Genomic DNA, 13,971 nt, shown 5'->3' with positions numbered 1-13,971 from the left:
ATGGTCCCGGATCGTGATCCGGCATGCCCTCCGAAATCCGACGACCCTCACCCGCCGCTGCGCGGCTGCCCTCTCCCGGTGGGAGAGGGGACATCAATTGTCTTCCAGATTCTGTGTCGAAAAATCGTGGCCGTGCCAATGCCCACCCGTGGTGAAGGGACGACCGCTTCCACCTCAGCGTATGTCTCCGAGGGCGAAGCGTTGTAGAATATGTTCCGGCCCGAGGGAGGGTCCATCGCCAATGGGGGGCGCCGATGGCCGCGTCGAACCTCTGGATTCTGCGATGCCCCGTGGAGGAACGCCCGCGGGCGCTGGAGGTCCTTTATCAGGGGCTGGAGCGTCGGGTGCGCGCTGCGCTGGTGGCCGAGGCTCTGGAAGACGCCCGGGCGGGTCGGGTGGATCTCTCCGGGCTCTGGATCGCGCGGAAGCCGGGGTGGGGGACGGCGGAGAAGCTTGTGGGGGCGATTCTGACGCAGTCGCTGTCCGGCCGGGCGGCGGCGGTGTGGCCTCCCCAGGCGGCGGCTTCCCCCTGGAACCGGGCCGACGTCGCCGAGGCGCTGGTGAAAGGCGCCCTGGCCGGCCTGCGGGACTCAGGCGTGGCGATCGCGCAGGCGGTGCTCGACATGGAGTCGGACCCTCGCGGGGCGATCGACCTGGCCCGAGGCGGGATGCCCCGGGTGACGGATCTGGTCTACATGCGTCGCGATACGAGGGTCCCGCCGTCGCCGCCGGCCCGGCCGCCGACCCCGCGGACGACGCTCGACTGGCGGGGCGTGGAGGAGGCCGGTGACGCCGTCCTGCGGGCCGTGCTGACGGCCTCGTACCAGGGAAGCCTGGACATGCCGGAGATCGAGGGAGCGCGGTCGCTCGACGACATTCTGGAAGGCCACCGCGGACCGACGTTCGAGAACCCCGAGCGCTGGCGGCTGGGCTTCCTGCCGGGCGAGTCCGAGGCCGTGGCGGCCCTTTTGCTCGCGGCGGCCGCCGACCGCGACGCCTGGGAGGTCGTCTACCTGGGCCTGGCGCCCCGAGGCCGCGGGCGCGGACTGGGCGATCAGGCGGTGACGCACGCCCTGTCGCTGGCGAGGCCCCACGCGAAGGCGATCGAGCTGGCCGTCGACGCCCGCAATGCGCCGGCCGTCGGGCTGTACCGCCGGACGGGCTTCGTCCCGTTCGAGCGGCGGGCGGTCCACCTGACGGTGCTGGCCCGCACGGCGGTCATGCCGAACGCCGGGGCCCCTCCCCTTCCTTGAGGTAGACGACGACCTCGGCGATCCTCGCGGCGTGGTCGGCGATCCGCTCCAGGTTTCGGGCCGTGCTGATGAACAGCAGCCAGGCGTCGACCCGCCGGGGGTCCTCGACGATGTCCCGCTTCAGGCCGGCGACGACCTTGCGGTACGAGCGGTCGATCCCCTTGTCGTCGGCGATGACCTGGCGGGCCAGAGCGACGTCGGCGCGGGTCAGGGCGTCGAGCCCGCGGCGGACCTGTCCCAGAGCGGCGGTCGCCAGGTTCTCCAGCGGCTGGGGGACGGGGAGGCCCAGGGGCTCCTCGGCCAGCTTGCCGACGCGCTTGGAGATGTGGCGAGCGAAGTCGGCCAGTCGTTCCAGGTCGGCGTTGATCTTGAGCACGGCGGCTACCCGCCGCAGGTCGCAGGCCACCGGCTGGTGCAGGGCCAGCATGCGGACGCACTCGCGCTCCAGCGTCACCTCCCAGTCCTCGACGTTGCGCTTCCGGCCGCGGACGTCCTCGGCCAGCTCCATCGAGCCGTCGCAGAGGGCGCGAACGCTCTGGACCAGATCCTCCTCGACCACCGCCGCCAACCGGAGCACGTCGGCCCACAGTCCTTCCAGGTCGCGGAGGAAGTGCCGGCCGATCGACGTACGAGCCTCGTCCCACCACCAGGGCGACTTCGCTTCCACCCCCCTCGCTTGATTCTGCATCGCCGCCCCTCTCGCCGCCTGTTCCGAGCCGTCCATCCCTCCCTTTAAGACGTTACGGAATCACGCCTTCAACGACAACCGAGGTTCCTCGACCTTAACGGGGAATTCACACCAATGTTGACTTCGTCGCACAATTCGAGCCGTGATTGCGGTTCCGTCGACGATCCGAGGCGATCCGGCGGTCGCGAAAAGACGGTCTTCCCCCCTCGCGGGGGAAGACAGATCGCGAAGCGATCAGATGAGGGGGACGACCGCCGTCGGATTCGCGTCCGTAGCATTGCCTTCAATGCGTCGCCGATCCCCCCTCATCCGGCCCTTCGGGCCACCTTCCCCCGCGAGGGGGGAAGGCCGTTGTGGGCCGGATTGAGGTTGTGACGCGAGCGATATGCCGGTTGCAGTCCGGCGACTCTCGTACGCCTTACTTCCCTTCCCTCGCCTTCCGATACGGTTCGGTCTTGGGGTTGGCGGCGTCCCACTTCGGGGGATTCTCGTCGTTGGCGAGGACGACGACGCCCAGGGCGACCATGCGGTCGATCTTGGACATGTTGACGTAGTCGATGCGGTCCCACTCGTCGTCGCGGCCGTGGTAGTCGGGGAACGCGTAGGCGACGCTGACCGTGTGCGCGGGGACTCCGGCGCGGGCCAGCGCGGCGTTGTCGCTGGCGTTGAAGTAGAGGTCGCTGTTCTGGGGGTGCTTCTGCAGGGCCACGCCCACGCTCTCGCCGGCCTTGCGGAGGGCGTCGGTCACGGTGGAGAAATCAAAGCCCGTGACGTTCGCCGCATCGACGCGCGGGCCTTCCGTGTCGTCGGTCCGGCCGAGCTGTTCCAGGTTCACGGCGGCGGCCGTGCTTGCCAGCGGGACGACCGGATGGGCCGCGTAGTAGGTGGAGCCGATCAGTCCGTGCTCCTCGCCGTAGAACGTGGCGAAGACGACGCTCCGCTTCGGCTTCGGCTGCATCGTGGCGAGGGCCGAGGCGATCTCGATCACCGACGCGGTCCCGCTGGCGTCGTCGTTGGCGCCGTTGTAGATCCCGTCGGCCTGGCCGTCCTTGGGGCCGATCCCCAGGTGGTCGTAGTGGGCGGAGACCATCACGTAGGTTTCCTTGAGCGCGGGGTCGGACCCCCGCAGCAGGCCGACCACGTTGCGGACCTTCGCCTTCCGGGCCTTCGGCTCGCCGATGGCGATGGTCGCCTTCGCGTCGGTCGGCCCGACGGGGGTGGCGGCGAGGATCTCGGCCAGTTCGGGCGAATGCACGGCGACGACCATCGGCCCGATCATCGGCCGGCTCGGCCGCGCGCCCTGGGGGGCGTCGCGACGCAGACCCCGGGCGGTCCCGGAGTCGCGGTCGACGTCCAGCACCAGCGCCGGCTTGAGTTCGTCCAACCGGCGCAGGAACGACATCCGCGCCTGGTTGGCGGCGGCGGCCTTCTCGCGAGGGACCCGGAAGGGCGTGGGGACCTCGGTCATGACGACCTTGCCGGCGACCGCCTCGGCCGTCAGAGCGGCCAGCGCGGCGGCGTTGTTGGCGTCGACCTTGATCACCGGCGCCGCCGACAGATCGACGGCCTTCGTCGGCTGTCCCGACAGCGACGTCGCGTCGAATTTGAGCGTCCTGTCGCCGACCTTGATCTCGACGTAGGCCGAGTCGGGGCTGAAGTACTCCCAGTCGGCCGTCTGGAAGAAGCCGTCGTCTCCCAGCGGCTCCAGCCCGGCCCGGCGGAACTGGGAGGCGATGTACTCGGCCGCGACGTCCAGGCCCTTCGACGGCGTCCCGCGTCCTTCCAGGGCGTCCGAAGCCAGGAACGAGACGTGCCCGCGCAGGGAGTCGGGCGAGATCCGCCCAATCATCTCCCGCAACGGGGGCGGCGGCTCGTCGCCGTGGGCGGTGGGCAGGCAGCAGCAGACCGCAAGGGTCGGAACGACGAGGCGAAGGCGAATGCGCATCAGTGGGTCCACTCGGGTGGTTTCACGTCCGTCGGCCGCCCCACCAGGATAACGATCAGCCCGGTTCTGATCGACCTCGGCGACGGGACGCCCCCTTTCTGAACCCCGACCTCTCTCATTCGTCGGCCGCATTCGCCGGCTTCTGGAGGCTCCTTAAGAGCCCCATCCCGATCGCGTCCACGCTGTTGGCCGAGTTCGACAGCACGGCCACCCCCACCTGGGACCCGGGCGTGAACCCGATGAAGCTGCTGTAACCACCCGTCATCCCGTTGTGCCAGAGGGCCGTACCGCCAGGGCGGAGCGCGCTTTCCTGCCAGCCCAGCCGCACTCGGCTGCGCGGGGGGAGATAACCGGAGGCGCCGCCGGCGCCGACGAGGAAGCAGAGTAAGGAGATGACCACCGGCCCCCACGCCGACCACGAACTCCACAGCATCAGGCCGCCGATCGCCATCCCGGCCGCCGCCCACACGCCGGACCAGAAGCCCTTCCACGTCATGGCGACCAGCACAGGCAGATAAGCCAGGACCATGAGCCACATGCTCCCCGGGGACGGCGGGGCGAGCCAGGTGATCAACAGCGCCGCGGCCGCCAGCCCAACGCCGTGCAAGGCCCCGATGCCAATCCGCCCCCGCCAGGCCATCGGGCGCGGCGCCTGACAGGTTCGAAGGGCGGCTCCCGCCGGCGTATCAGGCGGGTTCAGGTTCGATCGCAGGAAGGACAGCATCTCGGCGATCGAGGATCGGAGCGCCCCCGCGCCGGCCAGGGTGGGGATGTCCCAGTTCGCGGTCGGTTCGCCCTTGACCGTGTGGCCCGGGGCCAGCCGGGCGGCCTGATTGTCCGAAAGGGTGATGGCGGTGTCGACCAGACCGAGCGGATGGAGGATCCGCTCGGCGAGCAGCTCCTCGAACGGCTTGCCCGCCCGCAACGCGAGGGCATGGCCGAGCAGCCCGGCCCCGAGGTTGGAGTAGGACTCTCCTGTCCCGGGCGGGAAGCCGATCGTCGCATTCGTCAGGTACTCGTGCAGGTGACTCGGCTGGTAGTCGCGATACGGGTTAGCCTCGTCGGTCACGGTCGGCCAGAAGTTGCCCGGGAGTCGCGGCAGGGCCGAGGTGTGCTCGGCCAGGTGCGCCAGGGTGATCGGCGCACCGCGATAGGACGGGACGCGAACCTCGGGCGGGAGCAACTCGGCCACCGGCTGATCGAGCCGCACCTCGCCGCGGCCGGCCATCTCGGCCAGCAGGGCGGCCGTGAACACCTTGGTGATCGAACCGATCTCGAACATCGTGTTCGCGTCCGGCTTCTGAGAGGAGCCCCTGGCCGTCTCCCCATACGCAAGCCACCGGCAGTCGTCGCCCGTGATCAGCCCCACGGCCAGTCCGACGTTCTTCGACGAGCCGACGTAGGCCTCGGCCAGCCGGTCGGCCTCGCGTCGGACGTCTGAATCCTCGAACTCAACGTGTTCCACCGTGGCCTCCCCGCCGTTCAAGGCGTACTAAGTCGACCCGTTGCGAGTCCGACCCAAGGTCCCGGTTCGTGAGGTCGATCTCGCTATCCGAATGACCCTTGTCTTAGCTCACGATTGATAATGGATTTGTAGAGGGCGGTGAAACTGGACAAGTCGGATTCAGTTTCAACCTGAATTGGCGTTTAGCCTCTGTCGCGTTTCAGCGTCTATCAGGTCGATTTGTAATGATGTTTAGCTTTTATCATATTGGTGATAAACGCGTTCATGAGGGGATGGTCGACTTCAACTTCAGCGTCGTCAGACGGCGAGCACCGGCCTGGCCAAGAACGAGAAGACCGAGAATTTCAGCGTGGAAGACAAGCGGCTCAAGGCCTCCCGCGATAGAGTCTGTCTGGAACAGGTCCTGTTCGGTACACGGCTGGGAGCGAAATCGCCCCGGGCCGGCATGGGGGGGGGCCCGACCCCAAGGCTTTCCGAACATGCTTCAAGCGTTGCGACGCTGTTGGAGAACCACACGATGCCTCACCCTCAACATCAAGAAATTGAGGAGCATGTTCGCCGTTTGTTCTATTTGCCTGACAATGCGATTTCCTTGCCTCGGGACGAATTGATGCCACTTGTCGAGAAGGCCTTCCACATATATGCTCCGGAATCAAGAGTGCGGATATCACTCTATGGCAATGTCGATTACCCGCCCGAGAGCGGTCGTCTCGTGCGAACCGCGTTCATGCATTTTGATTGGCCTGCCGCCGGCGAACGTGAGCGGATCATTGCCGAGAAGCTCGGCCTTCCGCCACCGGAATGGAAGACCGTCCAGCGGCTCCGCATCGACACGAAAGGACCCTGGCAGCGTCGCGATCTCCAGAGTGGGAAGCGTCAAAGGGAGTACGAAGCGGTTCAGGTGCCTCCTTACGCCATCTGTGCTGTCAAGGATGCTGATCAGGCAGTTAACCTCTGCCTCGCTGTGCTAGAAGAGGTCTTCGGCATCCCTGACTCTCAATGGCTTTGGGTCACTGATCTTCCGGATAATCAGGATCAATGGCCTGTCTCATTGACGAGGCCAGAGCAATGGCCATCAGCCTTTGAATGGCCCCCAAACTATTAGCTTCACTCGGATTGAATTGCTGGGGCGAGTCGCCTGTGCTGGCCGAAAACCACACGATTTGCCCGACAACTTGCCTTGGTCGATCCACCTGCTGGCGAGATTCGGAGCGTTGCTTGAGAACCCTCCCTCGCAGGCAGTCAGAAATCGCTCTGACGGAGGCGATGTCGACGTCGCCGTTAATCTTGGCAAGCAGGGAAGGCTCAAGCTCATGGATTCCTGCGTCGGCGAAGGCGGCTGAAGAGGCGACGCGTGAGTCGTTCGACTCCATGGCCCAGATATCAACGAGTTCGTCGGCTCAGGTATAGAGCCCGCCGTTGGGGCTGATCACCTGGCCCGTGATGTAGGCGGCGTCGTCGCTGGCGAGGAAGGCGACCACGGCGGCGACCTCTTCCGTGGAGCCGAGGCGGCCCTGGGGGATCCGGGAGACGATCTCGGCCTTCACGTCGTCGGGGAGGACGGCCAGGATCGGGGTGTCGATCCAGCCGGGGGCGACCGCGACGACCCGCACGCCGCCGGCGGCGGCCTCATGGGCGACTGACTTCGTGAACGAGATGATCCCCCCCTTCGCCGCCGAGTACGCGCAACCTCCAGGAAGCCCTCGCAGCCCCGCCACCGAGGCGATGTTGACCACCACGCCCCGCCCGCGCGGAAACATCCGGCGCAGGGCTTCTCGGGTGTTGTAAAAGGTGCCGTCCAGGTGCACGCGCAGCTTGGAATTCCACGCCTCGTCGGTCGTCTCGTGGACCGGGGTCGGCGGGCTGGCGTTGCCGGCGTTGTTCACCAGCACGTCGGGCGGCATGTCCAGATCGTCGAGCTTGGCATACAGCGCGGCCACGGATTCGGACCGCGAGACGTCGGTGGGAATCGCCGTGGCGTCGCCGCCGCTCTCGCGAACGGCCGAGACGGTTTCCTCCCCCCGGCCTTCGTCGAGTTCCGCAACCACGACCCGCGCGCCCTCAGCCGCCAGCCGAACCGCAATCGCCCGGCCGATCCCCGACCCCGCCCCAGTCACCACGGCGACTCGCCCCTGCAACTTCATCAGACCCCCTCCTCCCCGGCCTCGCTCCGGCTCTGGCCCGCCCGCACGACGTCATGCGGCCGAGACGATCCAGCGTAATCGAGGCGCGACGCGGGTCCAGGGGGATTCGTTCGGATCTTACCCAGTCCGTAATGAATCGTTGACCCGCCGGCGAAGGGGCGTCATCATCAGGCCCAGCGATCGAAGGACATCGAAACGGCATCGGAGGCTCTGGCGATGACGACGCGACGGCGAAACGCGACGCGCTGGTGGATGGGACTGTCGGCCCTGGCCCTGTGGGCGAGCCTCGCCAACGCCCAGGCCGTGAAGATCGAGGGCCGGGTCCTCGACGCGGCGGGCGCGCCGGCGGCCGGCGTGGAGGTCGCCCCGCATTGGAGCGTCAACGAGAAGACCGGCGAGCAGAGACCATTCGAGGGGGCCGCCACCGACGCCGACGGCCGATTCTCGTTCAAGCTGGAAACCTACGGCCGCGACGCCGTCCTGACGGCGTTCGACGCGGATCGGAAGAACGCGGCCATGGTCGTCGTCCCCAAGGATGCGACCGACAAGCCCGTGGAGTTGCGCCTGAGCCCAGCCGTGCGGATCCACGGCAAGCTCGACAGCAAGGAACTGGGCCGGGTTCCGAACTGGATGAACATTTACATGTACACGGCCGATAGGAAAGGCCGGCCCTTCGAGCGCCAAACCACCACGCCCGAATTCTCGCTGATCGTCCCCGCGGGCGAGTACGAGTTCCACGCGTACGGCTCCGACGTCCGCGACGCCCTGAGACGCTTGAAGCTCCAATCGGACCAGCCCGAAGTCGACCTGGGGACGGTCGACCTCCCCGCCCAGGCGCTTGCCCTCTTGAAGGGGAAGCCAATGCCCCCCTGGAAGATCGCCGACGCCCGGGGCGTGAAGAAGGACGTCACCATCGCCGACTATCGCGGCAAGTGGGTCCTCGTCGACTTCTGGGGATACTGGTGCGGCCCCTGCGTCCGGCAACTTGCCGAGTTGATCGACTTCTACGAGGAGCACGAGGCCGACCGCGACAAGTTCGAGATCATCGCCTTCCACGACGGCTCCGTGAAGGACTTCGCCGAGATGGACGCGAAGACGGAGGGCACCAAGAAATCGATCTGGCGCGGCCGCGACCTGCCGTTTCCCATCCTGCTCGACGCCCAGGAAGGCAGCCACGGAGCGACCGTGAAGGAGCTGCAAATCCAGTCGTTCCCGACGACGCTCCTGATCGACCCGGATGGGATCCTCGTCGGCGAGGCTTCGTCGAAATCCATCGAAATGAAGCTGCCGCCGATCCCCATGGCCCAGCGCATCCCCCGAGCGCTCGACCGCTACGTCGCGATCGGCTTCAGCCCGATGCCCCTCGACAAAGCCCTCGATTTCCTGAACCGGATCGGCGGCTTGCCGATCAAGACGGACGAGGAGTCGCTCCAATCGGCCGGGATCAAACCCGACGACAAGACGACGCTTAAGGCCAGTGCCGGCCTTTCGCTGCGGAGCTGGCTGGGCCTGATGCTGGATCCCCTCGGCTTGGACGTGAAGGCCGCCGACGACGGCCTGCACGTCGTCAAGGCCACCGCCCCCCGCGAGCAGTCGCCGCTCCAGATCCAGACCAACCAGGGGATCGAGGAGAAGCTGGCGAAGCCCGGGACGTTCTCCTTCCAGGACGTCGAACTGGAGGACCTGCTCGCCGGCCTGGAGAGCCAGACCCAGGAGACGTTCATCCTCGACCCCGTCGCGCTCAAGGCCGGTCGGATCGACCCCCATGCGAAGGTCTCGGGCAAGGCGCAAGATGCGCCGCTTCGAGGGGCCCTTGACGACATGCTGAAACCCCTCGGCCTGAAATCGATCGTCCGCGACGAGTGCGTGATCTTGACGGTCGAGTGAGCTTCGGCCCTGGGTGGGGGACGTATCGGATCCTTGGCCGAGTCGTGGGCGGGGACGGTCTTCCCCCCTCGCGGGGGAAGACAGATCGCGAAGCGATTAGATGAGGGGGGGACGACCGGCGATGGGCGCATATCCGGCTGTTTGATCTGAACCCGCCGCCGATCCCCCCTCATCCGGCCCTTCGGGCCACCTTCCCCCGCGAGGGGGGAAGGCCGTTATGGCGGCCCCCCCTTGAATCGGAAGCCGATCGTCAGTGTTCAAAGGAGCATGCGTTCCGCGTAATGTCGTTGACGCCGCGGCCGGACCGGGCCATCATCACGATGACGATCGATGGTCGAGGGATGACGACCCGGCCCGGGGGGCCGTGCGCCGCAGGGACAGGGAGGCTTTGGCGATGCAGACGCAACGGCGATGGACGACGCCCGGGTGGATCGGCGTTTTGGCCGCGGTTCTGAGCGTGAGCGCGGCGAACGCCCAGACGTTGAAGATCGAGGGGCGCGTCCTCGACGCGAAGGGAACGCCGGCGGCGGGGGTGGAGGTCGCCTCGTTCTGGGACGTGGACGAGAAGACCGGCGAGCAGAAGCCGGACGGCGGCGCCGTCACCGACGCCGAAGGTCGGTTCTCGATCAAGGAGGAGACCTACGGCCGCGACCCCGTCCTGGTCGCCTTCGACAAGGCTCGCAAGAACGCGGCGCTGGCCGTCGTCGCCCGGAGCGCGGTCGGCAAGCCGTTGGAGATGCGCCTGACGCCCACCGTCCGAATCCACGGCAAGCTCGAAAGCCGAGAGCTGCACCGGACTCCCAAGTGGATGAACATTTACATGTACACGGCCGACAAGAAAGGCCGGCCCATCCAGCGCGTGACCACCTCGCCGGAGTTCTCCCTGGTCGTCCCGGCGGGCGAGTACGAGATGAACGTCAACGGCGCCGAGGTCCTCGACGTCGTGAAGCCCCTGAAGCTCAAGGCCGAGCATCCGGTCGTGGACCTGGGGACGATCGACCTTCCCGCGCAGTCGGTGGCGCTGCTCAAGGGGAAGCCGATGCCTCCCTGGAAGATCGCCGACGCCCGGGGCGTGAGGAAGGACGCGACGATCGCCGACTTCCGCGGCAAGTGGGTTCTCATCGACGTCTGGGGATACTGGAACGGCCCCAGCATTCGCCAGCTCGGCGAGTTGATCGACTTCTACGACGAGCACGCCGCCGCCCGCGACAAGTTCGAGATCATCGCCTTCCACGACGGCTCCGTGAAGAGCCTCGCCGAGATGGACGCCAGGACGGCCGTGAACAAGCGGTCGGTCTGGCGCGGTCGCGACCTCCCCTTCCCCGTGCTGGTCGACGCCTCGAACGGCGAGCGCGGCGCGACCGTGAAGGAGTTGCAGATCCAGGCGTTGCCGACCGCCCTGCTGGTGGATCCCCAGGGGAACCTCGTCGGCGAGGTCGAGCTGAAGGACCTTGAGAAGAAGCTGCCCCCCCTCTCCCTGGGCGACCGCGTCCCCCAGGCGCTTGAGCGCAACGTTGGGATCGCCTTTCACCCGATGTCGCTGAACAAGGCGCTGGAGTTCCTCTCCAAGATGGGAGGCGTGCCGATCAAGCTCGACGAGGGGACCCTCCAATCGGCCGGGCTCCACCCCGACGTGATGGTCCCCCTGACGGCCGCCGCCGGGCTCTCGCTGCGGAGCTGGCTGGGCCTGATGCTGGATCCCCTCAGCCTGGACGTGAAACCGGCCGACGACGGTCTGCACGTCGTCAAGGCGACCGCCCCCCGCGAGCAGTCGCCCCATCAGCGCGAGATCAACAAGGCGATCGAAGAGAAGCTCTCGAAGGTCGCCTCGTTCACGTTCGAGGAGGCCGAGCTGGAGAACTTCCTCGCCGGCCTGGAAGAGCAGATCGGCGAAACCTTCATCCTCGACCCCATCGCCGTCCAGGCCGGTCGGATCGACCCCCACGCCAAGGTCTCCGGCAAGCCCCGCAACGTCCCCATCCGCAAGGCCCTTGAAACGATGCTCCACCCCCTCGGCGTGAAGCTCGTCATTCGGGACGAGGCCGTCATTCTGACGAAGTGACGACCGAAATCTCGGGTTTGGATTCGGAGATTGGACGCTTGCGGTGAAGCAGCAATCACCGCCGAAGCCGCGCTGCGGCGGGTGAGGGTTGTCGCGCCTCGGATCGAGCGTCGCGAATGGGCAAACGGTCTTCCCCCCTCGCGGGGGAAGACAGATCGCGAAGCGATCAGATGAGGGGGACGACCGCCGTCGGACGCGCATTCGACGCATCCTTCTCAACTCAGCGCCGATCCCCCTCATCCGGCCCTTCGGGCAATACTGTTCGGCACGGGATATTGAGATTCAGAAGAAGCGATGGAAACCTCCCTTCTCCCCTGGTGGGAGAAGGTGGCCGAAGGCCGGATGAGGGGGATCCCAACGTCCGCCGACGGTTATGACCCCCCTCATCCGCCCCTACGGGGCACCTTCTCCCACCAGGGGAGAAGGGAGGCAATCGCCTCCGATGGCTTATATGCAAGTCGTGCCGAACAGTATTGCCCTTCGGGCCACCTTCCCCCTGTATGGACCGAATTCAGTTTGCTCCGCGACCGCTGCATTCGCCTACTCAACCCGCCTCCACAACCGCGCCACGGGATCGAAGCCCGGCGGGAACTTGGTCGCGGCGTTGTAGGTGGGCGGTTCCTTGAAGTAGCAGCTGTTGAGGTCGGCGCGGATGAGGGCCGACAGGTCGGCGGATTCGAACTTCGCGCGGCTCAGGTTGGCGACGGCGAAGTCACCCGAGAGCGTCGCGCCGATCAGGATTGCGCCCTCGAACGACGCACGTTGGAACGAGGATCCGCCGCCGGCGAGGGTCGCGCCCGTGAGGTCGGCCCCCGCGAACGAGGCATCCTGGAACGAGGCGCTGCCCCCCTTCAGACTGGCCCTGGTGAGCTTGGCTCCGTCGAAGTGGGCGAGTTGAAACGAGGAGTCGCCGCCCGCCAGCGTCGCGTCCTCCAGCCGGCAATTACGGAACGACGCGCGTTGGAACGCATTCTCGCGGCTTGCGATGGTCATGCCTGACAGATTGGAGCCTTCGAGACCCGCCTCCCAGAACGATCGCGTGCGATCCGGCTGCGGGCCTCGCTTCAGTTGTTGCAGTTGATCTCGGGCGCGTCGGAGCTCCTCGTCGGCGTATTGCATGTGCTCGGCAAACATCGATCGCTGCCAATCGGCGCGTCGCACCGAGGCGATCCAGCCCAGGACCACGGCCAGGAAGAGAACCCCGAAGATCATCCCGCGCACGGTGAATCGTGGGAGCCGGCGGGCGGGGGGAGAGGATTCGGCCACGGGCGCCTCGAGGTTCTTGGGGTCGCGGCACGTCGAGAATGCCTTGTCGACGGGAACAGCCCTGCGGCTTCCATCTTTCAAGCTCGACCCGGAGATTTCCAGGTTGCATCTTCGAGGTCGATCGAGGTCAGTCCTTCCACGCCTGTTCCATGCCCATCAGGCGAAACCGGAACCAGGCGGTCCGCCTTTGGTGAGTGGCGTCTTCAAGGTCGACGCGGAAGACCTCGTCTTCCTCAAGGTTCAGCAGGAAAGGGCCGGTGTCCAGGTAGGCGCGTTGAACGTCGCCGGCGAGCGTGTAGCCGTTCTGGGCGGCCCACGCGGTGATCCGCCGACTCTGATGCTCATGCCTCGCGATGATGAACAGGACCATTCCGGCGCCGATCGCCAGGAATACCAGGACCGCGCCGACCGTCCGCTTCCAGTCCTTCGCTTCGGGCGTTTTTGGAGGTTGTGTCATGCGAGGGGATTCGCTGACGCCCAATCGGTATTGGGACGTCATCGCATGAAGAGTTCATGAACCCCGAGAGGAGTCATCGGTCAGCCGGAGGTGACGGGCTCCTCCTCCGTCACGCGACTTCGGGTTTCTTCCTGCCTTCGCTGGGCGGCCTTCTCGATTTCCACCTCGCCCGTGATCTTCACGACGCGCAGGGCGGCGCCGACGGCGACGAGGATCGGCGACAGAAGGAGCACGAAGAGGTCGAAGAGCGAATAGCCCTGCTCGGATTCGAGTTCGGCCAGCCGATTTCGGGCCTCCTTGTACTCTGCCAGGGCCTGGTCGATCGCCCGGTAGTCGTCGAGCAGGACGGGGCTCGTCACGGCGGGCCGCTGCGCGAGCGGCTCCAGGTCGCCTTCCGTCGCCGACTGCCTCGGCAGGCGGTCAATCGTCTCGCGGCCGAACCGGCAGACGGCTTCGTGCTCGCGTCGAAGCTCGTCCGCTTCCGGGCCGTCGCCCGCGGGAGGTCGGCAGACGCCCTCCGCGCTAAGCGTGAGAACGGCTGCCCGCAGGTGCCGGTAAGACGCCCCCATGGCGGACTCGGCGTGGCCGTTGATGTACGCCTTGGCGATCTCCTGTCGGATCTTGATTGACGATCCGACGAGCCCGACCAGCACGGCGAGCGCCCAGCAGTAGTCGGTCCGCTGCCACCCCACCTTCCCCAGCGGCCAGACGACCATGAAGAGGACGTAGAAGGCGACCATCGAGGCCAGGAAGATCCCCAAAAAGAAGAAGGGGCTGGCGAATAGGGGCAGTTCCCACGACATG

Annotated in this window: 11 protein-coding genes; 4 read left to right on the top strand and 7 right to left on the bottom strand. The window is 66.7% G+C overall.

The genetic code is table 11. The features are described 5' to 3' along the window. Positions 1-254: 254 nt before the first annotated feature. A complete protein-coding gene (locus G5C50_RS30950) occupies positions 255-1,253 on the top strand; it encodes a GNAT family N-acetyltransferase (protein WP_165075668.1) in 999 nt (332 codons plus the stop codon). Here the strand turns inward: G5C50_RS30950 and phoU are convergent. From phoU to G5C50_RS30935, 3 genes are all read right to left on the bottom strand, one after another. After that, positions 1,219-1,941, bottom strand: a complete 723-nt coding sequence (phoU, locus tag G5C50_RS30945) for a phosphate signaling complex protein PhoU (protein ID WP_165075666.1) — start codon at positions 1,939-1,941, stop codon at positions 1,219-1,221. The genes G5C50_RS30950 and phoU overlap by 35 nt on opposite strands. A 418-nt stretch (positions 1,942-2,359) precedes the next feature. After that, positions 2,360-3,886, bottom strand: a complete 1,527-nt coding sequence (locus G5C50_RS30940; RefSeq protein WP_165075663.1) for a M28 family peptidase — start codon at positions 3,884-3,886, stop codon at positions 2,360-2,362. Positions 3,887-4,001: 115 nt separating this feature from the next. Beyond that, complete coding sequence (locus G5C50_RS30935) at positions 4,002-5,351, bottom strand: serine hydrolase domain-containing protein (protein WP_165075660.1); 1,350 nt, start codon at positions 5,349-5,351, stop codon at positions 4,002-4,004. Positions 5,352-5,868: 517 nt separating this feature from the next. On the opposite strand from G5C50_RS30935, the gene G5C50_RS30930 reads away from it, so the two are divergent. Continuing rightward, positions 5,869-6,456 carry a hypothetical protein gene (locus G5C50_RS30930; RefSeq protein WP_165075659.1) on the top strand — a complete coding sequence of 196 codons (588 nt, stop codon included), beginning with the start codon at positions 5,869-5,871 and terminating at the stop codon, positions 6,454-6,456. Between the two features lie 295 nt (positions 6,457-6,751). Here G5C50_RS30930 and G5C50_RS30925 read toward each other — a convergent pair whose 3' ends face one another. Next, complete coding sequence (locus G5C50_RS30925) at positions 6,752-7,495, bottom strand: SDR family NAD(P)-dependent oxidoreductase (RefSeq protein WP_165075656.1); 744 nt, start codon at positions 7,493-7,495, stop codon at positions 6,752-6,754. A gap of 216 nt (positions 7,496-7,711) precedes the next feature. On the opposite strand from G5C50_RS30925, the gene G5C50_RS30920 reads away from it, so the two are divergent. Further along, a complete protein-coding gene (locus G5C50_RS30920; RefSeq protein ID WP_240907429.1) occupies positions 7,712-9,382 on the top strand; it encodes a redoxin domain-containing protein in 1,671 nt (556 codons plus the stop codon). A 394-nt stretch (positions 9,383-9,776) separates the two neighbouring features. Next, complete coding sequence (locus G5C50_RS30915; RefSeq protein WP_165075653.1) at positions 9,777-11,444, top strand: redoxin domain-containing protein; 1,668 nt, start codon at positions 9,777-9,779, stop codon at positions 11,442-11,444. A 540-nt stretch (positions 11,445-11,984) separates the two neighbouring features. On the opposite strand, the gene G5C50_RS30910 is transcribed toward G5C50_RS30915, so the two are convergent. The 3 genes from G5C50_RS30910 to G5C50_RS30900 all read right to left on the bottom strand — a co-directional run bounded on the left by G5C50_RS30910 (position 11,985) and on the right by G5C50_RS30900 (position 13,970). Continuing rightward, on the bottom strand, positions 11,985-12,710 hold the full coding sequence (locus G5C50_RS30910) for a pentapeptide repeat-containing protein (RefSeq protein ID WP_165075651.1): 726 nt from the start codon (positions 12,708-12,710) through the stop codon (positions 11,985-11,987). Between the two features lie 127 nt (positions 12,711-12,837). Next, entirely contained in the window at positions 12,838-13,167 is a 330-nt protein-coding gene (locus G5C50_RS30905) for a hypothetical protein (RefSeq protein WP_165075648.1), read from the bottom strand. Between the two features lie 80 nt (positions 13,168-13,247). Beyond that, positions 13,248-13,970, bottom strand: coding sequence for a hypothetical protein (locus tag G5C50_RS30900; protein ID WP_165075645.1), 723 nt, complete (start codon positions 13,968-13,970; stop codon positions 13,248-13,250). Position 13,971 lies beyond the last annotated feature (1 nt).

This window comes from Paludisphaera rhizosphaerae, from assembly GCF_011065895.1.
GTDB lineage: Bacteria > Planctomycetota > Planctomycetia > Isosphaerales > Isosphaeraceae > Paludisphaera > Paludisphaera rhizosphaerae.
Note: the sequence above shows the minus strand (reverse complement) of the source record. Positions and strands in the feature narration are given on the sequence as shown.

Bases quoted from the DNA above. Each gene is read 5' to 3' on its own strand.
- G5C50_RS30950 (WP_165075668.1), top strand. From the start codon at position 255: ATGGCCGCGTCGAACCTCTGGATTCTGCGATGCCCCGTGGAGGAACGC.
- phoU (WP_165075666.1), bottom strand. From the start codon at position 1,941: ATGCAGAATCAAGCGAGGGGGGTGGAAGCGAAGTCGCCCTGGTGGTGG.
- G5C50_RS30940 (WP_165075663.1), bottom strand. From the start codon at position 3,886: ATGCGCATTCGCCTTCGCCTCGTCGTTCCGACCCTTGCGGTCTGCTGC.
- G5C50_RS30930 (WP_165075659.1), top strand. From the start codon at position 5,869: ATGCCTCACCCTCAACATCAAGAAATTGAGGAGCATGTTCGCCGTTTG.
- G5C50_RS30925 (WP_165075656.1), bottom strand. From the start codon at position 7,495: ATGAAGTTGCAGGGGCGAGTCGCCGTGGTGACTGGGGCGGGGTCGGGG.
- G5C50_RS30920 (WP_240907429.1), top strand. From the start codon at position 7,712: ATGACGACGCGACGGCGAAACGCGACGCGCTGGTGGATGGGACTGTCG.
- G5C50_RS30915 (WP_165075653.1), top strand. From the start codon at position 9,777: ATGCAGACGCAACGGCGATGGACGACGCCCGGGTGGATCGGCGTTTTG.
- G5C50_RS30905 (WP_165075648.1), bottom strand. From the start codon at position 13,167: ATGACACAACCTCCAAAAACGCCCGAAGCGAAGGACTGGAAGCGGACG.
- G5C50_RS30900 (WP_165075645.1), bottom strand. From the start codon at position 13,970: ATGTCGTGGGAACTGCCCCTATTCGCCAGCCCCTTCTTCTTTTTGGGG.